This is a genomic window from Pseudomonas sp. GW821-FHT02B10, from assembly GCF_059421865.1.
Window position 1 is genome coordinate 150,767 of sequence record NZ_JBWKVU010000011.1, and the last position, 20,584, is coordinate 171,350.

At 65.1% G+C, this 20,584-nt stretch carries 24 protein-coding genes; 20 read left to right on the forward strand and 4 right to left on the reverse strand.

The genetic code is table 11. The features are described from left to right. The first annotated feature begins 34 nt into the window (after positions 1-34). The 7 genes from AC07VU_RS22415 (at position 35) to AC07VU_RS22445 (ending at position 5,579) form a co-directional block, all read left to right on the forward strand. On the forward strand, positions 35-1,165 hold the full coding sequence (locus AC07VU_RS22415; protein ID WP_495030499.1) for a protein-glutamate methylesterase/protein-glutamine glutaminase: 1,131 nt from the start codon (positions 35-37) through the stop codon (positions 1,163-1,165). After that, positions 1,165-1,905 carry a flagellar motor protein gene (locus tag AC07VU_RS22420; protein ID WP_007922500.1) on the forward strand — a complete coding sequence of 247 codons (741 nt, stop codon included), beginning with the start codon at positions 1,165-1,167 and terminating at the stop codon, positions 1,903-1,905. Before AC07VU_RS22415 ends, AC07VU_RS22420 begins: the two co-directional genes overlap by 1 nt. A gap of 15 nt (positions 1,906-1,920) precedes the next feature. Beyond that, complete coding sequence (gene motD, locus AC07VU_RS22425; protein WP_007922499.1) at positions 1,921-2,805, forward strand: flagellar motor protein MotD; 885 nt, start codon at positions 1,921-1,923, stop codon at positions 2,803-2,805. 50 nt (positions 2,806-2,855) lie between these two features. Next, positions 2,856-3,644: a ParA family protein gene (locus AC07VU_RS22430; protein WP_007922498.1), complete on the forward strand. Its 789-nt coding sequence runs from the start codon at positions 2,856-2,858 to the stop codon at positions 3,642-3,644. 84 nt (positions 3,645-3,728) lie between these two features. Then, positions 3,729-4,625: a CheW domain-containing protein gene (locus AC07VU_RS22435; protein ID WP_007922497.1), complete on the forward strand. Its 897-nt coding sequence runs from the start codon at positions 3,729-3,731 to the stop codon at positions 4,623-4,625. Between the two features lie 78 nt (positions 4,626-4,703). After that, complete coding sequence (locus AC07VU_RS22440) at positions 4,704-5,186, forward strand: chemotaxis protein CheW (RefSeq protein ID WP_007922496.1); 483 nt, start codon at positions 4,704-4,706, stop codon at positions 5,184-5,186. Further along, entirely contained in the window at positions 5,187-5,579 is a 393-nt protein-coding gene (locus AC07VU_RS22445) for a DUF2802 domain-containing protein (protein WP_037033950.1), read from the forward strand. Between the two features lie 110 nt (positions 5,580-5,689). On the opposite strand, the gene AC07VU_RS22450 is transcribed toward AC07VU_RS22445, so the two are convergent. Beyond that, entirely contained in the window at positions 5,690-6,019 is a 330-nt protein-coding gene (locus tag AC07VU_RS22450; RefSeq protein WP_495030500.1) for an EscU/YscU/HrcU family type III secretion system export apparatus switch protein, read from the reverse strand. Then, positions 6,016-7,587, reverse strand: a complete 1,572-nt coding sequence (gene fliK / locus AC07VU_RS22455; RefSeq protein ID WP_495030501.1) for a flagellar hook-length control protein FliK — start codon at positions 7,585-7,587, stop codon at positions 6,016-6,018. Before fliK ends, AC07VU_RS22450 begins: the two co-directional genes overlap by 4 nt. 198 nt (positions 7,588-7,785) lie before the next feature. Between fliK and ccmA the strand changes: the two genes are divergently transcribed. From ccmA to AC07VU_RS22510, 11 genes are all read left to right on the forward strand, one after another. Beyond that, on the forward strand, positions 7,786-8,421 hold the full coding sequence (gene ccmA, locus AC07VU_RS22460) for a cytochrome c biogenesis heme-transporting ATPase CcmA (RefSeq protein WP_274305940.1): 636 nt from the start codon (positions 7,786-7,788) through the stop codon (positions 8,419-8,421). Then, a complete protein-coding gene (gene ccmB, locus AC07VU_RS22465) occupies positions 8,418-9,086 on the forward strand; it encodes a heme exporter protein CcmB (RefSeq protein WP_007922033.1) in 669 nt (222 codons plus the stop codon). The genes ccmA and ccmB overlap by 4 nt, the downstream gene beginning before the upstream one ends. Positions 9,087-9,162: 76 nt before the next feature. After that, on the forward strand, positions 9,163-9,918 hold the full coding sequence (locus AC07VU_RS22470) for a heme ABC transporter permease (RefSeq protein ID WP_007922035.1): 756 nt from the start codon (positions 9,163-9,165) through the stop codon (positions 9,916-9,918). Beyond that, entirely contained in the window at positions 9,915-10,091 is a 177-nt protein-coding gene (gene ccmD / locus AC07VU_RS22475) for a heme exporter protein CcmD (protein WP_007922041.1), read from the forward strand. Before AC07VU_RS22470 ends, ccmD begins: the two co-directional genes overlap by 4 nt. Next, positions 10,088-10,543, forward strand: coding sequence for a cytochrome c maturation protein CcmE (gene ccmE, locus AC07VU_RS22480; protein WP_009047728.1), 456 nt, complete (start codon positions 10,088-10,090; stop codon positions 10,541-10,543). The genes ccmD and ccmE overlap by 4 nt, the downstream gene beginning before the upstream one ends. A 3-nt stretch (positions 10,544-10,546) precedes the next feature. Further along, entirely contained in the window at positions 10,547-12,535 is a 1,989-nt protein-coding gene (locus AC07VU_RS22485; protein WP_495030502.1) for a heme lyase CcmF/NrfE family subunit, read from the forward strand. Beyond that, positions 12,532-13,068, forward strand: coding sequence for a DsbE family thiol:disulfide interchange protein (locus AC07VU_RS22490; RefSeq protein ID WP_007922047.1), 537 nt, complete (start codon positions 12,532-12,534; stop codon positions 13,066-13,068). The genes AC07VU_RS22485 and AC07VU_RS22490 overlap by 4 nt, the downstream gene beginning before the upstream one ends. After that, positions 13,065-13,535, forward strand: a complete 471-nt coding sequence (locus tag AC07VU_RS22495; RefSeq protein ID WP_053260137.1) for a cytochrome c-type biogenesis protein — start codon at positions 13,065-13,067, stop codon at positions 13,533-13,535. The genes AC07VU_RS22490 and AC07VU_RS22495 overlap by 4 nt, the downstream gene beginning before the upstream one ends. Next, positions 13,532-14,734 (forward strand): c-type cytochrome biogenesis protein CcmI, encoded by a 1,203-nt coding sequence (gene ccmI / locus AC07VU_RS22500; protein ID WP_053260138.1) that lies wholly within the window; start codon positions 13,532-13,534, stop codon positions 14,732-14,734. Before AC07VU_RS22495 ends, ccmI begins: the two co-directional genes overlap by 4 nt. Before the next feature lie 11 nt (positions 14,735-14,745). Further along, positions 14,746-15,147 (forward strand): hypothetical protein, encoded by a 402-nt coding sequence (locus AC07VU_RS22505; RefSeq protein WP_007922056.1) that lies wholly within the window; start codon positions 14,746-14,748, stop codon positions 15,145-15,147. A gap of 142 nt (positions 15,148-15,289) precedes the next feature. Further along, positions 15,290-16,432, forward strand: coding sequence for a hypothetical protein (locus AC07VU_RS22510; RefSeq protein ID WP_495030503.1), 1,143 nt, complete (start codon positions 15,290-15,292; stop codon positions 16,430-16,432). A gap of 6 nt (positions 16,433-16,438) precedes the next feature. Here the strand turns inward: AC07VU_RS22510 and AC07VU_RS22515 are convergent, their stop codons facing one another. Beyond that, positions 16,439-17,338 (reverse strand): LysR family transcriptional regulator, encoded by a 900-nt coding sequence (locus AC07VU_RS22515; protein ID WP_495030504.1) that lies wholly within the window; start codon positions 17,336-17,338, stop codon positions 16,439-16,441. Positions 17,339-17,400: 62 nt separating this feature from the next. Then, positions 17,401-18,318 carry a LysR family transcriptional regulator gene (locus AC07VU_RS22520; RefSeq protein ID WP_274305944.1) on the reverse strand — a complete coding sequence of 306 codons (918 nt, stop codon included), beginning with the start codon at positions 18,316-18,318 and terminating at the stop codon, positions 17,401-17,403. Between the two features lie 112 nt (positions 18,319-18,430). Between AC07VU_RS22520 and AC07VU_RS22525 the strand changes: the two genes are divergently transcribed. Next, positions 18,431-19,243, forward strand: coding sequence for a phytanoyl-CoA dioxygenase family protein (locus AC07VU_RS22525; RefSeq protein ID WP_495030505.1), 813 nt, complete (start codon positions 18,431-18,433; stop codon positions 19,241-19,243). A 78-nt stretch (positions 19,244-19,321) separates the two neighbouring features. Next, the gene (locus AC07VU_RS22530; protein WP_007922066.1) at positions 19,322-20,509 is read left to right on the forward strand and encodes a M20 aminoacylase family protein; all 1,188 of its coding nucleotides are present in this window, start codon (positions 19,322-19,324) and stop codon (positions 20,507-20,509) included. Positions 20,510-20,584 lie beyond the last annotated feature (75 nt).

The window sequence follows — 20,584 nt, forward strand, 5'->3', positions numbered from 1 at the left end:
GGCCATTTGCCTTGCCCCGCCTAACGGAGTGTTTATGGCAGTCAAGGTCCTGGTGGTGGATGATTCGGGTTTTTTCCGCCGCCGCGTCTCGGAAATTCTTTCAGCGGATATCAATATCCAGGTCGTCGGTACCGCGACCAACGGCAAAGAGGCGATCGATCAGGCGCTGGCGCTCAAGCCGGACGTGATCACCATGGACTACGAGATGCCGATGATGGATGGCATCACGGCCGTGCGGCACATCATGCAGCGCTGCCCGACGCCGGTATTGATGTTCTCCTCGCTGACCCATGAAGGCGCCCGGGTAACCCTGGATGCGCTGGATGCCGGCGCGGTGGATTTCCTGCCGAAGAACTTCGAAGACATCTCGCGCAATCCCGAGAAGGTCAAGCAACTGCTGTGCGAGAAGGTCCATAGCATTTCGCGCAGTAACCGTCGTTTCAGCAGCTACAGTGCGCCGGCGCCACAACCGGCGGCGGCACCGAAGCCTGCGCCAACGAGCACCAGCAGCTTCGGCGGCACGGCCCCGGCGCGCCCGGCTGCAACGCCGATTCCCACCCGTACGCCGGCCGCTGGCGCGTCGTCGCCAGCGCCCAAGCGCAAGGCCTACAAACTGGTGGCCATCGGTACCTCCACCGGTGGTCCGGTGGCGCTGCAGCGGGTGCTGACCCAGTTGCCGGCCAACTTCCCGGCGCCGATCGTGCTGATCCAGCACATGCCAGCGGCCTTCACCAAGGCGTTCGCCGAGCGCCTGGACAAGCTTTGCCGGATCAGCGTCAAGGAAGCCGAGGACGGCGACATCCTGCGTCCGGGCTTGGCGCTGCTGGCACCGGGCGGCAAGCAGATGATGGTCGACGGCCGTGGCGCGGTGAAAATCCTCCCGGGCGACGAGCGCCTGAACTACAAGCCGTGCGTGGACATCACCTTCGGTTCGGCGGCCAAGTCCTACGGCGACAAAGTTCTGGCGGTGGTCCTCACCGGCATGGGCGCCGACGGTCGCGAAGGCGCGCGCCTGCTCAAGCAGGGCGGTAGCGCGGTCTGGGCCCAGGATGAGGCGAGCTGTGTGATCTACGGGATGCCGATGGCGATCGTCAAGGCGGAACTGGCGGATGCGGTGTACGGCCTGGACGACATTGGCAAGCACCTGGTCGAGGCCTGTCTCTGATGGATGTTCTAAGCCTCATCGGGATCATCATGGCGTTCGTCGCCATCATCGGTGGCAACTACCTGGAAGGCGGTCATCTGTCGGCCCTGGCCAATGGTCCGGCGGCGCTGATCGTGCTGGGTGGGACCATCGGTGCGGCGTTGCTGCAATCGCCGCTGAGCGCCTTCAAGCGCGCCATGCAGATCCTCGGCTGGATCCTGTTTCCGCCGCGGGTCGACCTGCCCGGGGGCATCGACCGTGTCGTCAACTGGAGCCTGACCGCCCGCAAGGAAGGCCTGCTGGGCCTGGAAGGCGTGGCCGATGCAGAGCCCGACACCTATTCGCGCAAGGGCCTGCAACTGCTGGTGGACGGCGCCGAGCCGGAATCCATCCGCAGTATCCTGGAGGTGGATTTCTACACCCAGGAAAGCCGCGACATTGAGGCGGCCAAGGTCTTTGAAAGCATGGGCGGCTACGCGCCGACCATCGGTATCATCGGTGCGGTCATGGGCCTGATCCATGTGATGGGTAACCTGGCCGATCCTTCGCAGCTGGGCAGCGGCATCGCCGTGGCCTTCGTCGCGACCATCTACGGCGTGGCCAGCGCCAACCTGGTGTTGCTGCCGATCGCCGCCAAGCTCAAGTCCATAGCCTTGCGCCAGTCGCGTTATCGCGAAATGTTGCTTGAAGGAATCCTGTCGATTGCCGAAGGTGAAAACCCTCGTTCCATTGAGTTGAAGCTGCAAGGCTTCATGGATTGATGGGGGTAATGGACTATGTCCCGTCGTCGCCGGCATGAAGAACACGTCAACCACGAGCGTTGGCTGGTGTCCTACGCGGACTTCATCACCTTGCTGTTCGCCTTTTTCGTGGTCATGTACTCGATCTCCTCGATCAACGAGGGTAAGTACAAGGTCATTTCCGAAGCGCTGATCGGCGTGTTCACCGATTCGGACCGCGCCCTCAAGCCGATTCCCATCGGTGAGGAGCGGCCCCAGACCGTGACCCCGGCCAAGCCGCTGGTCAAGGACAGCGAACAGACCGACGCCGGTATCGCCGGTGCCAGCGATCCGCTGAAAAGCATCGCCGACGATATCAGCGCGGCCTTTGGCGACCTGATCAGTTCCAACCAGATGACCGTGCGCGGCAACGAGCTGTGGGTCGAGATCGAACTCAACTCCAGCCTGTTGTTCGGCAGCGGCGATGCCATGCCCAGCGACCTGGCGTTCAACATCATCGACAAGGTGGCGGCGATCCTCAAACCCTTCGACAACCCGATTCACGTCGAGGGCTTTACCGACAACCAGCCGATCCAGACCGCGCAGTACCCGACCAACTGGGAGCTGTCGTCGGCCCGCTCGGCGAGCATCGTGCGGATGCTGGCGATGCAGGGGGTCAATCCGCAGCGCCTGGCTTCGGTGGGCTACGGCGAGTTCCAGCCGGTAGCCAATAACGCGACGGCCGATGGCCGTGCCCGCAATCGTCGGGTGGTGCTGGTGGTGTCGCGCAATCTCGACGTACGCCGCAGCCTGACGGGCACCGGCACCGCCCATGCGACACCGGATGCGGCATTGAAGCGGGCTGGCACACAAACTGCACCTACGTCAGTCAAGACGCCGGGACGCGAGAGTGCCGTCAATTCTCCGTCACCGGCTTTATAACTGGGTGCTATTTCTCGGTGGGCCCGTGCCTGCCGGGAGGAACAATCTGAATGAGAGTCTGGGCAGTTGCCAATCAAAAGGGTGGCGTCGGTAAGACCACCAGTTCCATCGCTTTAGCCGGGTTGCTGGCCGAGGCGGGCAAGCGCGTGGTCGTGGTCGATCTCGACCCCCACGGCTCCATGACCAGCTACTTCGGCTATGACCCCGACAGCCTGGAACACAGTAACTACGACCTGTTCCTGCACAAGGGCAGCGTCCCCGAGGGCTTGCCCGGGCAGTTGCTGCTGTCGACCAGCGACGAACGTATTTCCCTGCTGCCCTCGAGTACCGCGCTGGCTACCCTGGAGCGCCAGTCGCCGGGGCAGAGCGGACTGGGCCTGGTGATCGCCAAGAGCCTGGCGCAGCTGTGGCAGGATTTCGACTATGCGGTGATCGACAGTCCGCCGTTGCTCGGCGTGCTGATGGTCAATGCCTTGGCGGCGAGCCAGCAACTGGTGATCCCGGTGCAGACCGAGCACCTGGCGGTCAAGGGCCTGGAGCGCATGGTCAATACCTTGGCGATGATCAACCGCTCGCGCAAACAGGCGCTGCCGTTCAGCATCGTGCCGACCCTGTTCGACCGCCGCACCCAGGCGTCCCTGGGCACCTTGCGGGTGCTGCGCGACAAGTTCCCGGATGAGATCTGGCAGGGCTATATCCCGGTCGACACGCGCCTGCGCGATGCCAGCCGGGCCGGGTTGACGCCTTCGCAGTTCGACGGCAAGAGCCGCGGCGTACTGGCCTATCGCGCCTTGCTCAAGCACCTGCTGGCCCAGCAACTTGTCCCGCAGGTGGCCTGACGTGGCGGAGCATTCAAGTCTGCTGCCGGTCTGGCCGATAAACCCTACAGGTCACTGTGCTGGGCTTTATCCGTGGGCATCCTTATGAACCGTCCTGTCGACGTCACGTCCCGGCCGCAGTTGGCGCTGCAGTCCTACCTGGACGCGTTGCTGCAGGACGCCACCGAAGAAGAATTCGCGGTTCCCGAGGCGCTGCCGCAGGTTCAGGCAGCCGTTGCAGAGGTGGCGGTGTCGAGCGAGGTCCTGGATGAGTTCCAGGCCGCGGTGCTCGAAGAACAGGCTCGTGATGCCCAGGCCCAGCCTGCGCCGGCTGCGGTTGTCGCGCCGGTAGTGCGGGTCGAGGAAGCGGTGGTCGCCCCCGTGCTGGAGGCGCCCGCGCCATTGCCGGCCACCTTGTCGACCGTTGCGCCCTTGTTGCAAGGCCTGGTCGAACCGGTGGTCGAGGTGCATCGGCCACCCAGCAGCACGCCGCCCCCGGTGGCGGGTGACGACCGGCCGAGCTGGGCGGCGGAACCCTTCGAGTGCCTGCTGTTCGATGTCGCCGGGTTGACCCTGGCGGTACCGCTGGTCTGCCTGGGGTCGATCTACTCCCTGGCGGGGCATGAGCTGACACCGCTGTTCGGTCAGCCGGAGTGGTTCCTCGGGATCCTGCCGAGCCAGGCCGGCAACCTGAAGGTGCTGGATACCGCGCGCTGGGTGATGCCGGACCGCTACCGCGACGACTTCCGCCAGGGCCTGCAATACGTGATCTCGGTCCAGGGCTACGAGTGGGGGCTGGCGGTGCATCAGGTCAGCCGCTCGTTGCGCCTGGACCCGAACGAAATCAAATGGCGCAGCCACCGTGGCCAGCGGCCATGGCTGGCGGGCACGGTCATCGAGCATATGTGCGCGCTGCTGGACGTTTCCGAGCTGGCCGAGCTGATCGCCAGCGGCGGCGCGAAACACATGGCTATCAGTAAACCGGCGCCGAAGCCGATATAGACCAACAACAGGCTGCGCCGACGGTGCGGCCACACAGAACACACACCGTTTCCAACGGTTTTTTAAGGGGTCAGGGGTATGAATAAGTCGTCGTCTGCACAGAGTTCCGAAGATCCGATCCTGCAATGGGTAACCTTCAAGCTGGATAACGAGTCCTACGGCATCAACGTGATGCGCGTGCAGGAAGTCCTGCGCTACACCGAGATCGCACCGGTACCGGGTGCCCCGAGCTACGTGCTGGGCATCATCAACCTGCGCGGCAACGTGGTGACCGTGATCGACACCCGCCAGCGTTTCGGCCTGGTGCCCACCGAGGTCAATGACAACACCCGTATCGTGATCATCGAAGCCGACAAGCAAGTGGTCGGGATCATGGTCGACAGCGTGGCGGAAGTGGTTTACCTGCGTCAGTCGGAAGTCGAGACCGCGCCGAACGTCGGTAACGAAGAGTCGGCCAAGTTCATCCAGGGCGTGTGCAACAAGAACGGCGAGCTGCTGATTCTGGTTGAGCTGGACAAGATGATGAGCGAAGAAGAGTGGTCGGAACTGGAGAGTATCTGATTGATTCTCGAGGTTGCGGTTATTGTCCTGTTCCTCTTTTGGGCAGGCACACTGGCGATGTTCCTGGCCTATATCCGCGCTCAGCGGCAGATCGCCGCCCAGCAGGCCCAGGGCGATGCGCTGCGCGATCAGCGCATCAAGGACCTGGCCAAGCGCGTCGACGATTACCAGAACGGTACGGTGCGCATGGGTGAAGACCTGCATGAGCTGCGCGCGGTGGTCGGCCCGTTGCCGGACAAGCTGGCCCAGTTGGAGCAGCGCGATCCGTCGAGCTTGTCCTTCGCCCAGGCCGCGCGCCTGGTGGGCATGGGCGCCAGCGTCGACGAACTGACTCAGTCCTGCGGCTTGACCCAGGCCGAGGCCGAGTTGATGAGTAAGTTGCACAAAAGCTGAAATCCCTCTGTAGCCGCTGCCGCAGGCTGCGCCAAGGCCGAAGGCCTTCAGCGATCCTGAGATCCCTGCGGCCGTACCGGCCGATCGCAGCCTGCGGCAGCGGCTACAGATCAGTAATCCTCCCCGCTTTCCGTCACATCCTTCTCCAGCGCCGCTTCCTGCGGCTCATGCCCGGCCGGGAACTTGCCCTTGAGGTTCCAGGCGAAGGTGATGATTTCGGCAATGGTCCGGTACAACTCCTCGGGAATGCTGTCGCCCAGTTCCATGCGCGCCAGCAGTTTCACCAGCTCGGCGTTCTCATAGATCGGCACTTCACAGTCGCGGGCGATTTTCAGGATGGCTTCGGCCAGTTCGTCGTCGCCCTTGGCGGTCAGCGTGGGGGCGTGCTGGCCGTCGTACTTGAGGGCGATGGCCTGGCGTGGCGGGTTGGGATTATTCATGCGGTTTCATCGACCCAGCGTTGTTCCAGTCGGGTTTTCGGGCCCTGCGGCGGTGTGCCGAGATGGCAGTCCAGATCGCCCACATCCAGGCCGGACGCGAGCAGCCGTTCACGCAGGCTGCCCAGATGGCTTTCGATCAGGCTCGCGGTAAATGGCCGCTGCGCCCAGAGCTGGCTGGACAGGCGGCCCTTGAGCAATTGCGCCTGCACTTGCAGCGGGCCCAGGGGCTCGAGGTCGAACGCCAGTTCGACGCGCCACAGCTGTTGTTTCGGTTCGCGTTCCTCGCGTTTTTCCTCGGGCGGTTTTTCCGCCGGGTCTTCGCGCTGGAACTTGACCTGCAGGGGCACGACGTCCTGCATCGTGCGCATCGGGATCTCCAGTTGCCAGGTGGTCAGCAGCCGCCCGTCATCGGTCAGGCCGCTCTGTTCCAGGCTCGCCAGCTGATGGCTCTGCAGGCGCGAAACAGCGGCCGCGGCCAGGCGCAGCAGGTGTTCCAGGTCGCCTTCCTCCTCAAGGCTTTGCAGCAGCCGCGAGGGCAGGGGGAAGCCACCGGGCTGGGGCTTGGCGCTGACCTGGCCGAGGGTCCCCAGGGCGCTGCGCACGAAGCTCGGCAGCACCTGGGCCAGGGTGTTGGCGGCAATGATCGCGTTGAAGCTGGTGCTGGCCGGCAGGCCCGGCGTCATCTGGGCGATCAGGCGCAACAGGTTGCCTTTCAGGTCAGCCGCCAGGGCCGGATTGTCGCCGGCCAGCAGCCGCGACTCGAGGAAGGTGCCGCTGTTGCCCAGGGCCTGGGCCAGCGCCTTGGGATTGCTCAGTTGCTGCAGGTCGGGCAGGCCGGCGAGCAGCTTGTCCACCGTGGCGCGCAGTTCGCTGGAGGTGTCGTCGGAGGGCGGCAGCTTCTGTAACGCATTGATCAGGCCCGTCAGCGAGGCCTGGCGGCTTTGCTGGGCGGCCAGTTGCTGGGCGATCGCCAGTTGCTCCTGGCGCCCGCTCAGCGGCACGAAGCTCAAGCTCTGCGAGCCTTGCACCAGGGCGCTCAACAGGCTGCCGATGCGCAGGGGTTGCGGGCTATCGATGCTCAGGGTGCTGCCGCTCAGGGCGGTGTTGAGCAGGCTCACCAGCGAGCGGTAGACCGCCGGTTGTCCGGCTGCCTGGGGTTGTAGCTGGGTGGTCAGCACCTTGCCCTGCAGCAGGGTGCCCACGGGAAGCTGTGCGGTGTCGAGGCGGGTCAGGGTGGCGACGCTGGCGGCAATCGCCTGCTGCACGGTGATGGCCAGGTTGCCGGCCGAGGGCTGGGTCACCGCCAGGCTGGTGCCCAGGGGCAGCGGCTGGTTGCTGGTGGCCTGGACGGTGGTCTGCCGGCCGCTGTCGAGGGTCAGCTTGAGCAACAGTTGGAACGTCTGGTCCGCCTGTTTGAGCGACAGCACTTCGGCCTTGGCCGATTGGCCGGCGGCGATCAGGCCCTCCAGGGGCTGCAGCAACTTGAGCAGCTCACCGCTGATCGGCAGCGCGCGCACGGTTCCCGGCGTCAGTTGGGGCAGCGGAGGAAGGGTGATTTCGCCTGTCATCTGGACACAACCTGTGGAGAAATAAGCCCTCTTGAGAGTAGGGCATCGCATGTATAATGCCGCCCGTCTTCGGGGAGCGTGGCGAAAACATCGCAAAAGTTTGACGCAGCTCTCTGGAACAGGCCGCCGATGCGTTTATTCTGCATCTCTTTAACGGCTGCTCCACCGCCGACTTGAACCGTAAAGGCCCGTGATCATTTGACCAGTCCTCTTCTAGAAGCCGTAGCGCTTGCCTGTGAGCGCGACCTGCGGCTGCTCTTCGAAAAGCTCGAACTGCGTCTGGCCAGCGGCGACATGTTGCAGATCAGCGGTCCCAACGGCAGTGGCAAGACTAGCCTGTTGCGCCTGCTGGCAGGGCTGATGCAGCCGACCAGCGGCCAGGTGCTGCTCAACGGCCAGCCGCTCAACGCCCAGCGCACGGAGCTGGCGCGCAACCTGTTGTGGATCGGCCATGCGGCGGGGATCAAGGACCTGTTGACCCCCGAGGAAAACCTCAGCTGGCTCTGCGCCCTGCATCAGCCCGCCGATCGCGAGGCGATCTGGCAGGCCCTGGCGGCGGTCGGCCTGCGCGGTTTCGAGGATGTGCCCTGTCACACCTTGTCCGCCGGCCAGCAGCGCCGGGTGGCGCTGGCCCGGCTGTACCTGGACAGCCCGCCGCTGTGGATTCTCGACGAACCCTTCACCGCCCTGGACAAACAAGGCGTGGCGCAACTGGAAGAACACTTGGCCGGCCACTGTGAACGCGGCGGCATGGTGATCCTCACCACCCACCACACACTGAGCCGCCTGCCTGCCGGCTATCGCGACATCGATCTGGGGCATTGGGCCGTATGAGTGTTTTCGGACTGCTGGTTGCCCGCGAATCCCGGCTGCTGTTCCGCCGTCCCGCCGAACTGGCCAACCCGCTGGTGTTTTTCGCCATCGTTGTCTCACTGTTCCCATTGGCGGTGGGACCTGAGACACAATTGTTGCAAACCTTGTCTCCAGGGCTAGTCTGGGTAGCGGCTTTATTATCGGTTTTGCTCTCGCTGGACGGGCTTTTTCGCAGTGATTTCGAGGACGGCTCCCTGGAGCAGTGGGTCCTTTCGCCGCACCCCCTGCCTCTTCTGGTTCTGGCCAAGGTGCTGGCACACTGGGCCTTTTCCGGCCTGGCACTGGTATTGCTTGCGCCCCTGTTGGCACTGATGCTCGGTCTGCCCACAGCCTGTCTGCCGGTGCTGTTGCTGTCCCTTCTGTTGGGCACTCCGGTGCTCAGCCTGCTGGGAGCGGTGGGCGCGGCGTTGACGGTAGGACTCAAGCGTGGCGGCCTGTTATTGGCGCTGCTGATCCTGCCCCTGTACATCCCGGTATTGATTCTCGGCAGCGGCGCCTTGCAGGCGGCCTTGCAGGGCATGCCGGCGACCGGTTACCTGCTGTGGCTTGGGAGCCTGACCGCCCTGGCAGTAACGCTGACACCTTTTGCAATAGCGGCTGGCCTGAAGATCAGCGTCGGCGAATAATGAGGTCTGATCAAATTTTGATCAGTAAAGACCCTGGCTGTGCGTGACAACGCGTGGCACCCGTGATGGAAACAGTATGAACTGGACCTGGTTTCATAAGCTCGGCTCGCCCAAGTGGTTTTACGGCATCAGCAGCAAGCTGTTGCCCTGGCTGAGCATCGCAGCCTTGCTGCTGATCACCGTCGGCGTCGTTTGGGGCCTGGCCTTTGCGCCGCCGGACTATCAGCAAGGCAACAGCTTTCGCATCATCTACATCCACGTTCCCGCGGCCATGCTGGCCCAGTCCATCTACGTGATGCTGGCGGTGTGCGGGGTGGTGGGCTTGGTGTGGAAGATGAAACTGGCCGACGTCGCCCTGCAATGCGCGGCGCCCATCGGTGCCTGGATGACCGCCGTGGCGCTGGTCACCGGGGCCATCTGGGGCAAGCCGACCTGGGGCTCATGGTGGGTCTGGGACGCGCGCCTGACCTCCATGCTGATCCTGCTGTTCCTGTACTTCGGCCTGATCGCCCTGGGCAACGCCATCAGCAATCGCGACAGTGCGGCCAAGGCCTGCGCGGTGCTGGCCATCGTCGGGGTGATCAACATCCCGATCATCAAATACTCGGTGGAGTGGTGGAACACCCTGCACCAGGGCGCGACCTTCACCCTCACCGAAAAGCCGGCGATGCCCGTCGAGATGTGGCTGCCGCTGTTGCTGACCGTGCTGGGCTTCTATTGTTTCTTCGGCGCCGTGCTGTTGCTGCGCATGCGTCTCGAAGTGCTCAAGCGCGAAGCCCGCGCCAGCTGGGTCAGGGCCGAAGTGCAGAACAGCCTGGAGGCGGCATCATGAGTTTTTCGTCCTTCGCCGACTTTCTCGCCATGGGCCATCATGGCCTGTATGTCTGGTCAGCCTACGGCATCTGCCTGGTGGTGCTGATCCTCAACGTGGCGGTGCCGTTGCTGGCCCGCAAGCGTTACCTGCAACAAGAGGCGCGTCGTCTGCGCCGGGAGAACAATCAGTGAATCCGCTGCGTAAAAAGCGTCTGTTGATCATCCTCGGTGTGCTGGGCGGCGTGGGCGTTGCCGTCGGCCTGGCGCTGAGCGCCCTGCAACAGAACATCAATCTGTTCTACACCCCGACCCAGATCGCCAACGGCGAAGCCCCCCATGACACGCGGATCCGCGCCGGCGGCATGGTGCAGATGGGCTCGCTGCAACGCTCGGCGGACTCGCTGGACGTGCGCTTCGTGGTCACCGACTTCAACAAGGCCGTGACCATCACCTACCGCGGCATCCTCCCGGACCTGTTCCGCGAAGGGCAGGGTATCGTCGCCCTGGGCAAGCTCAACGCCGACGGCGTGGTGGTGGCCGACGAAGTGCTGGCCAAGCACGATGAGAAGTACATGCCGCCGGAAGTGACCAAGGCCCTGAAAGACAGTGGGCAAATGGCGCCGGCTCCGGCCAAGGAGGGCTGAGCGATGACATCTGCAATCTTCATTCCCGAGCTCGGCCATCTGGCGATGATCCTGGCCCTGTGTTTTGCCCTGGTCCAGGCCGTGGTGCCGCTGCTCGGCGCCTGGCGCGGTGACCGCCTGTGGATGGGCCTGGCGCAGCCGGCGGCCTGGGGGCAGTTCACCTTTCTCGCATTTGCCTTCGGCTGCCTGACCTATGCCTTCATGGTCGACGATTTCTCGGTGGCCTATGTCGCCAGCAACTCCAACAGCGCCTTGCCCTGGTACTACAAGTTCAGTGCGGTGTGGGGCGCCCACGAGGGCTCGTTGCTGCTCTGGGCGCTGATCCTCGGGGGCTGGACCTTCGCCGTGTCGGTGTTCTCCCGGCAGTTGCCGCAAGTGATGCTGGCGCGGGTGCTGGCGGTGATGGGCATGATCAGCACCGGCTTCCTGCTGTTCCTGATCGTCACCTCCAACCCCTTCGCGCGGATTCTGCCGCAGGTGCCCGGCGACGGCCGCGACCTCAACCCGCTGCTGCAGGACATCGGCCTGATCGTGCACCCGCCGATGCTCTACATGGGCTATGTCGGTTTCTCCGTGGCTTTCGCGTTTGCCATCGCAGCCTTGCTCGGCGGTCGCCTGGACGCGGCCTGGGCGCGCTGGTCGCGGCCCTGGACCATAGTCGCCTGGGCATTCCTCGGCATCGGTATCACCCTCGGCTCCTGGTGGGCCTACTACGAACTCGGCTGGGGTGGCTGGTGGTTCTGGGACCCGGTGGAAAACGCCTCGTTCATGCCGTGGCTGGTGGGCACCGCGTTGATCCACTCGCTGGCGGTCACCGAAAAGCGCGGCGTGTTCAAGAGCTGGACCGTGCTGCTGGCCATCGCCGCGTTCTCCCTGAGCCTGCTGGGGACCTTCCTGGTGCGTTCCGGGGTGCTGACCTCGGTCCATGCCTTCGCCTCGGACCCCGAGCGCGGCGTGTTCATCCTGATCTTCCTGCTGTTCGTGGTCGGCGGTTCGCTGACCCTGTTCGCCCTGCGCGCGCCGGTGGTCAAGAGCCAGGTCGGCTTCAACCTGTGGTCGCGGGAAACCCTGCTGCTGGGCAACAACCTGGTGCTGGTGGTGGCGGCCTCGATGATCCTGCTGGGCACCCTGTACCCGCTGGTGCTGGACGCCCTGACCGGGGCCAAGCTGTCGGTCGGCCCGCCGTACTTCAATGCGCTGTTCATTCCACTGATGGCGCTGCTGATGGTGGTGATGGCGATCGGCGTGGTGGTGCGCTGGAAAGACACTCCGGTGAAATGGCTGGTAAGCATGCTGACCCCGGTGCTGCTGGGCAGCGCCGCGCTGGCGGTGGTGGCCGGTATCGTCTACGGCGACTTCAACTGGGCAGTGCTGGCGACCTTCATGCTGGCGGCCTGGGTGTTGCTCGCCGGGGTCCGCGACATCTTCGACAAGACCCGCCACAAAGGCCTGGTCAAGGGCCTGCCGGGCCTGACCCGCAGCTACTGGGGCATGCAGCTGGCGCACCTGGGCATCGCGGTCTGCGCCCTGGGCGTGGTGCTGTCGAGCCAGAACAGCGCCGAGCGCGACTTGCGCCTGGAGCCGGGCGAGTCCATGGACCTGGCCGGTTATCACTTCGTCTTCGAGGGCGCCAAGCATTTCGAAGGCCCCAACTTCACCTCCGACAAGGGCACGGTGCGAGTGATCCGCGACGGCAAGGAAATCGCCGTGCTGCACCCGGAAAAACGCCTCTACACAGTACAGAACTCGGTGATGACCGAGGCCGGGATCGACGCCGGTTTCACCCGTGACCTCTACGTCGCCCTCGGCGAGCCGCTAGGCGAGGGCGCCTGGGCCGTGCGGGTGCACGTCAAGCCGTTCGTGCGCTGGATCTGGTTCGGCGGCCTGCTCACCGGTTTCGGCGGCCTGCTGGCGGCCCTCGACCGGCGTTACCGGGTCAAGGTGAAGACCCGGGTGCGCGAAGCCCTGGGCATGACAGGAGCCACTGCATGAGACGCTGGATAATGTTGTTGCCGCTGGCGCTGTTCCTGCTGGTGGCGGTGTTCCTGTACCGCGGGTTGTACCTGGACCCGGCCGAGCTGCCGTCGGCGATGATCGGCAAGCCGTTCCCGGAGTTTTCCCTGCCGTCGGTGCAGGGCGACAAGACCCTGACCCGCGCCGACCTGCTGGGCAAGCCGGCGCTGGTCAACGTCTGGGGCACCTGGTGCATTTCCTGCCGGGTCGAGCACCCGGTGCTGAACAAGCTGGCGCAGCAGGGCGTGACCATCTACGGCGTCAACTACAAGGACGTCAACGCCGACGCCCTGAAGTGGCTGGTCGAATTCCACAACCCTTACCAGCTGGATATCCGTGACGAGGAGGGCACCCTGGGCCTGAACCTCGGGGTGTACGGCGCGCCGGAAACCTTCTTCATCGACGCCAAGGGCATTATCCGCGACAAATACGTCGGGGTGATCGACGAAACGGTGTGGCGCGAGAAGCTGGCCGCCAAGTATCAGGCCCTGGCCGACGAGGCCAAGCCATGAAGCGTTGGCTGGCCGCGGCCGTCCTGGGCCTGAGTATCGCTGGCGTGGCCCACGCTGCGATCGATACCTACGAATTCGCCAACGACGCCGAGCGCGAGCGCTTTCGCGAGTTGACCAAAGAGCTGCGTTGCCCCAAGTGCCAGAACCAGGACATCGCCGACTCCAATGCGCCGATCGCCGCGGACTTGCGCAAGGAGATCTTCCGCATGCTCGGCGAAGGCAAGGACAACCAGCAGATCATCGATTTCATGGTCGACCGCTATGGCGACTTCGTGCGCTACAAGCCGGCGCTGACCGGCAAGACTGCCTTGCTCTGGTTCGGCCCCGCCGGCCTGCTGTTGGGGGGCGTGGTGATCATCGCCGTGATCGTCCGGCGTCGGCGCGTGCAGCGCAGCGACAGCCCGAGCACACTTTCCGCCGAGGAGCGTCAGCGCCTCGACCAACTGTTGGATAAAGACCGCGAATGATTGATTTCTGGCTCGCCGCAGGCCTGCTGCTCCTGGTAGCCCTGAGTTTTCTGCTGATCCCGGTTCTACGCGGCCGTCGCGCCCAGCGTGAAGAGGATCGTACCGCGCTGAACGTGGCGCTTTATCAAGAACGCGTGGCTGAGCTGCAAGGCCAGCAGGCCGAAGGCGTGCTCAGCGCCGAGCAGATGGACAGCGGCCGCGCCGAAGCCGCGCGTGAACTGCTGGCCGACACCGAGGGCGCGGAACTGGCTGGGGTATCGCGCCTGGGCAAGCCGCTGCCATTGCTGGCGGCGCTGCTGGTGCCGCTATTGGGCCTGGGCCTGTACCTGCATTTCGGCGCCAGCGACAAGGTCGAGCTGACCCGTGAATTCGCCCAGGCCCCGCAATCCATGGAAGAGATGACCCGCCGCCTCGAGCGCGCGGTCGCCGCCCAGCCGGATTCCGCCGAGGGCCTGTACTTCCTCGGTCGTACCTACATGGCCCAGGACCGCCCGGCGGACGCGGCGAAGATCTTCGAGCGCACCGTGGCCCTGGCCGGGCGCCAGCCGGAACTGCTCGGCCAGTGGGCGCAGGCGCAGTATTTCGCCGACGGCAAGCGGTGGTCGGACAAGGTCCAGGCCCTGACCGACGAAGCGCTGAAGGCCGATCCGAAGGAAGTCACCAGCCTCGGCCTGCTGGGCATCGCCGCCTTCGAAGGCGAGCGTTATCAAGAGGCCATCGATTACTGGAACCGCCTGCTGGCGCAATTGCCGGCGGACGACAACTCGCGCGCCGCGCTGCAGGGCGGTATCGACCGGGCCACCGAGAAGCTGCTGGCCAGCGGCGGCAAAGTGGCCCAGGCGCCCGCGCCCAAGGCCGCCGCGCTGCTCAAGGTGCGTGTCGACCTGGCCGCCGAGCTGAAAGCCAAGGTGCAGCCGGGCGACAGCGTGTTCATCTTTGCCCGCGCCACTTCCGGGCCGCCGGCGCCACTGGCGGCCAAGCGCCTGACCGTGGCCGACCTGCCGGTGACGGTGGAGCTGGGGGATGCCGACGCGATGATGCCGCAGTTGAAACTGTCGAACTTCCCGGAAGTCCAACTGGTTGCACGCATTTCCCGCGCCGGCCAACCGACGGCCGGCGAGTGGGTCGGTCGCAGCAAGCCCCTGGCCAGCAGCACCACCGCGCCGCAACAACTGACCATCGACAGCCCGGATAAATAAGAGAAGCCGCCATGACCGCCATTGCCCGCATCACCCTGTTAACACTGGTCCTGGGGTTGAGCGCCTGTGCGGTCCAGCAGCCGACGCCGCCCGAGACGCTGCCACCGATTCCGCCCGCGCAACCCACTACCAAGCCGACGCCCGGCACCCCGAGCAAACCCGCTACGCCGATCAAGCCGGCCAAGCCGTTGCCGCGCACTTCCGCGAGCTTCGCGCCGCCACCGGGCGGCAACAGCCACTGGGACCCGCGCCTGGGCGTCTATGTGCTGGATAACCAGACCAACACCTTCTACCGCCAGCGCACCTACTACCGCTGGAACAACGGCTGGAGCCGTTCCATCAGCCCCGACGGGCCATGGGAAGAAACCGATATCCACGGTGTGCCGTCGGGCCTGGGGCGCCAGTTCCAGTAAGCGGCTCTCAATAAGCGCCTCCCCGTAAGCGCCTCCCCGTAAGCGGCGACCACTGAGCGGACCGCGGGCGAGTCCGGTTCAAGCGGTCGGTTGGATGGCCGATACCCCGGGGTGTTCCTGAGTATCGCCATCCGAGCGCCCGATGAAGAAAAGCCTGAACAAACCCTATTTCGCGCCCATGGCCTTCTGGCTCTGTGTTGTCGTTGTGCTGCTCGCCCTGCATGGCTTCGCCGATGTCGAAGTGCCGCAGCTGATCTACTTCTCCCTGGCACCGGTGTATTTGCTGGTGCTGTTTATCTTCCTCTACTACTTCTTCTGCTGGAGCTTCATCTCGGTCTTTCCCCTGGGCGAGATCGGCTGGAAGCGCGTGGACTATGGCTGGCTGCTGCTGGCGTCGCTGGCGCTGATCGGCGAGACCCAGAGCGTCAGGACCGAATGGTTCCAGAGCGACTATCGGCTGGCCGAATCCCATGAAGCCGCGACCCAGAGGCGCCTCAAGGCCGAGATCGACGATCTGCTGGGCCCGGAGCATTGCCGTGCCGCCGTGACTCTCTATAGCGCCGCCGATGCCGCGCAGGTGAGCGAGCTCTGTCAGCGTTTTGCCACGCTGGAGAGAACGGCGCAGGGGCGGCTGACGGCGCTCTCGGTGGGGACGGTGGTCCAGGCGCTGGATGAGCTTCGCGCCCGGTATTCGGCGCCGCCCGTATTGGCCTGGCTCGGCCGCCTCGATGAAACCCTGGGCGACCAGCGCAAGGCCCGGGGCGAGGTTTCCAGGCTGTATGAGCTGACCCGCGCCACCAATGCCGAGACCGTTTATCGCTACTTCGTTCCGGTGCTGCTGGTGTTCGCCCTGGCCCTGCGCGCCTCGAAGGTCACCGGCGAGGTGCTGCTCAAGGCCCCGCGCAAACGCAAGGTGTGGATGATCATCAACCGGCGCATGGTGATCGATGGCCTGGGGTTTGTCCGCGGCGCCCGCAGCCGCTTCGACGAAGCGCTGCGCAACTGGCGCGTGGCGAAGTGGGACGTGGTGCACCTGGCCTGTCCGTTCCTGCCTGAAGTCAGTGCCGTCGATGCCCAGGTCGCCGTGGTGCCCGGCTTCTACGAAAACGAGTTCCAGCTGGCGGCTATCGACACCTTCGAGCAGTGCGGGTTTGTCGAGTGGGCGGCTGCCCAATCGATCGAAACCTTGTATCTGGTGGGCGAAACCGACCCTGCGCTGATCGAACGGGTCCAGCGCTGGGGCGAGGCGGCCAAGGTCGAAGTGCTGGTACGTGGGCGAATCTGACGTCGCTCAACCTTGAGTGGCATCCGCGCGGGCCAGCAGCTGCTGGACAAACTCGACGAAGGCCCGGGTCTTGGCGCTGGTCAGCCGCCCGGTAGGGAACACCGCCCATAGCTCCTGCCGGGGTAGCGTCCAGTCCGACATCACTTCGTGCACCGCGCCACTGGCCAGCTCGGGGGCGAACATCCATTGCGAGGCCATGGTCAGCCCCTGATGGCCCAGCACCGACTCGCGCAACCCCTCCGCGGCGCTGACGCGAATCCGCCCGCGGACCGTCACCGATTGCTGTTCGTCGCCCCGTTCGAAGCGCCAGTGGGCACCGCCGCCGAGGCTGTAGATGATCGCCTGGTGCTTGCTCAGGTCGGCGGGGCAGGCGGGTTCGCCGTGGCGGGCGAAGTAGTCCGGGGTGGCCAATACCACGCGCCGGCATTCGCCGATCCGCCGCGCGGTCAGCCCGGAGTCGCTCAAGGGGCCCATGCGCAGGGCGACGTCGATGCCGGCCTCCACCAGATTGATATTGCGGTCATCCATCACCACGTCGATGTCGAGCTCGGGGTGGCGCTCGAGAAAGGTCCCCAGGTGCGGCACGATATGCAGGCGGGCGAAGGTCACCGCGGCGCAGACTCGCAGCGTGCCGCGCAGCCCCGTACCGGCCCCGCGCGCGGCGAGATCGGCTTCGTCGGCCTCTTCGAGGGCCCGCCTGGCCCGCTCGAAAAACGCCATGCCGGCCTCGGTGGGCGTCAGGCCGCGGGTCGAGCGCAGCAACAGCCGCACCGCCAGCCTCGCCTCGAGCTGGGCGATGGTTTTCGATACGGCCGGCTGGCCGATATCCAGAAGTCGGGCGGCGGCGGAAAAGGACCCGCTTTCCACCACATGAACGAAGGTTTGCATGGCTGCCAGCCGGTCCATTGGGGCTCCTTGTGTGTGAACGATCGAGTGTTGTGTGGAACGCCGTCGAGCCGCGGCGCCGCTTATGGGTGCCAGCCAAACCCCGGGCTTTCGCCGAACCATTGCCGGGCCTGTTCCCGCAGGGCGTTGACCAGCGGCGAATGGCTGCGGGCCCGAGACTGGGCGAGCACGATGCGTTGCAGCGGCAGCGGTTCGGCAATCGGCCGGATCGCCAGCGGCCGCCCGTCATAGCTGTGGTCGCCGAAAGGCCGGGTATAGGCCACGGCCACGCCAAAGCCGTTGGCCACCAGCCCGCGCTGCAGTTCGAAAGAATAGGTCTTGCTGAAGTTTTGCGGCTGCAAGCCATGGAAGCGGAACAGGTCGAGGAAATGCTGCCAGCTGTAGGCCTGTTCGGTCAGCACCAGGGGGTAATCGCAGAGCTGGCGCAGGCTGACCTCGCGGTGACTGGCCAGGGGATGCTCGGCCGGCAATAGCGCATGGGCCGACAGTTCGCAGAGCACTGTGCTCTGTACCCCATCCGGCAAGCCCAGGTCATAGCTCAGCGCGGCGTCCAGGCTGCCGTTGCTCAGTTGCTTGCCGATCTGGTCGAAGCCGTATTCGCGAATCGTCACCTCGATCGCCGGGTGGCGTTCCTTGAGGCCGCGCAACAGCTGCGGCAGGCAATAGGGCGCCAGGTCCTCGAAGCAGGCCAGCATCAGTTCGCCGGACAAGGTGTCGTCGTGGTCCGCCAGGCGTTCCAGCTCATGCACGCCGGCCACTATCTGCTGGGCCTTGTCCATCGCCAGGCGGCCGAACGGCGTCAGCGTCACTCCCTGTCCGCGCTGGCGAATGAACAGCACTTGCCCCAGGTGTCCTTCCAGTTCGCTGAGGGCGGCGGAGACCGCCGGCTGCGATACGTTCAGGTGCTCGGCGGCCTGAGTGATGTTGCCGTGGCGGGTGACCGCCAGGGCGCAGCGCAGGTGGCGCAGACTGATCTTCATAAGAAATTCCGAGGAGCCAGATCGGATCATATTATTTTATTTTTGGATGAGCCTGGGGCAATAGTCTGGCCGTGGTCGCCGCGATCATGGCGGCCGTCACGCAGGAGCCCCTATGAACAGGTCAGTCAGCCCTCTGGTATCGGCGGCGGATATCGCAGCTTTTCAACGCGATGGCGCCATTTGTCTACGTGGTGTGTTCAAGGACTGGGTCGGGTCGATCGCCGCAGGTATCGAGCGTAACCAGCGCGAGCCGGGCCCCTGTGCCACCAACGTGGTGGCGGCCGGCGAGCCGGGCGGGTTTTTCGACGATTACTGCAACTGGGAACGCATTCCCGAATTCGTCGCCATGGTCCGTGAGTCGCCCGCGGCGGCGATTGCGGCGGCGGTGATGCAGTCGCCCAGTGCGCAGTTCTTTCACGATCATGTACTGGTCAAGGAGCCGGGCACCCAGAAGCCGACGCCCTGGCACCAGGACATTCCCTATTACTTTCTCGATGGCGAGCAGACCGTCAGCCTGTGGATCCCGGTGGACCCGGTGCGCGAGGCGACCTTGCGCCTGATCGCCGGCTCCCACCTCTGGCAGCAATGGGTGCTGCCGCTGCGCTGGAAGGACGACAGCAGCTTTTACGAGGATGTCAGCCGCTATCGGCCGGTGCCGGACCCGGATGTCGAACCCGGCATGCAGGTGCTGGAGTGGCAGATGGAGCCGGGGGATGCGGTGCTGTTCGACTTCCGCACCGTGCACGGCGCACGCGGCAATCTCAGCCAGGCCCGCCGACGCGTGCTGTCGCTGCGCTGGCTGGGCGAGGACGTGCGTTATGCCGAGCGCCCTGGCAGGACCTCGCCGCCGTACCCTGACCACGGCATGCAAGCAGGCCAGCACCTGCGCCAGGACTGGTTCCCACAGATCTGGCCGCCAGCCTGATCTGCCTGAAAGACCTACAAGAGCCTGACAGCGTCTCAGCCGACGATCAGGCCATCTATCACTGCTGAGGAGAAACCCATGCCGAGCCCAACGATCCTGCCTGAGATACGCGAGCTGACGACGCCCATGGTTGCGCTGCGCCAGCATCTGCACGCCCATCCTGAACTGAGCTACGAGGAGTTCGAAACCAGCCGCCTGGTCGCCGACAAGCTGCGCGGCTGGGGTTACGAGGTTCACCACGGGCTGGCCGGCACCGGCGTCGTGGCGTCGTTGCGCAAGGGCCGGGGCAACCGGGTCATCGGCCTGCGCGCGGACATGGACGCCTTGCCGATCCTGGAAACCAGCGGCTTGCCCTATGCCAGCCGGCATGACGGCAAGATGCATGCCTGTGGCCATGACGGGCATACCGCGATGCTGCTGGCCGCCGGCCAGTGCCTGGCCCAGAGCATCGACTTCGATGGCACCGTGCGCCTGATCTTCCAGCCCGCCGAGGAAGGGCATGTGGGCGCGCGGAAGATGATCGAGGATGGGCTGTTTCAGCTGTTTCCCTGCGATGCGGTCTTTGCCATGCACAATTGGCCGGGGTTGCCGGTGGGTAAGTTCGGTTTTCTCCCCGGGCCGTTCATGGCCTCGGCCGACACCGTGACGATTGGCATCAACGGTCGTGGCGGCCACGGCGCCATGCCCCAGGACACGGTCGACCCGATAGTCGCCGCGGCCTCGCTGGTCATGGCGTTGCAGACCGTGGTGGCGCGCAACCTGCCGCCCCTGGAAATGGGCGTGGTCGGGGTCGGGGCGATTCATGGCGGTAGCAGTTCGTCAGTGGTTCCCACCCGTGTCGAGCTGGCGGTGACGGTCAGGGCGTTGAAAGAAACGACCCGTGAGCTGTTGCTACAGCGCATCGAGGCGCTGGCCCACGCCCAGGCCCAGGCATTCGGCGCGACTGCCGAGGTCACGGTCAGCGCCAACGCGTTCCCGGTGCTCTACAACCACCCGCGGGAAACCGCCCTGGCACGGGCGGTGGCCCTGGAGTGGCTGGGCGAGGAGGGGCTGGTCGCCGATATGCAGCCGATGACCTGCAGCGAGGATTTCTCTTTCATGCTGCAAGCCTGCCCCGGCAGCTACCTGATCATGGGCAACGGCGAAGGGACGGCGGGCGGCTGCCTGTTGCATAACCCGGCCTATGACTTCAATGACGCCTGCCTGCCTTACGGCGCCAGCTACTGGGTGAAGCTGGTGAGTGCCTTTCTCGAGCCGGTCGACTGACCCGCAGCCTCTGGTGATCGCTCCGGCCGGGCCTGTTCGGGCCCGGCCGGTCGTGGGTGCGTAGCCCTTGTCTGC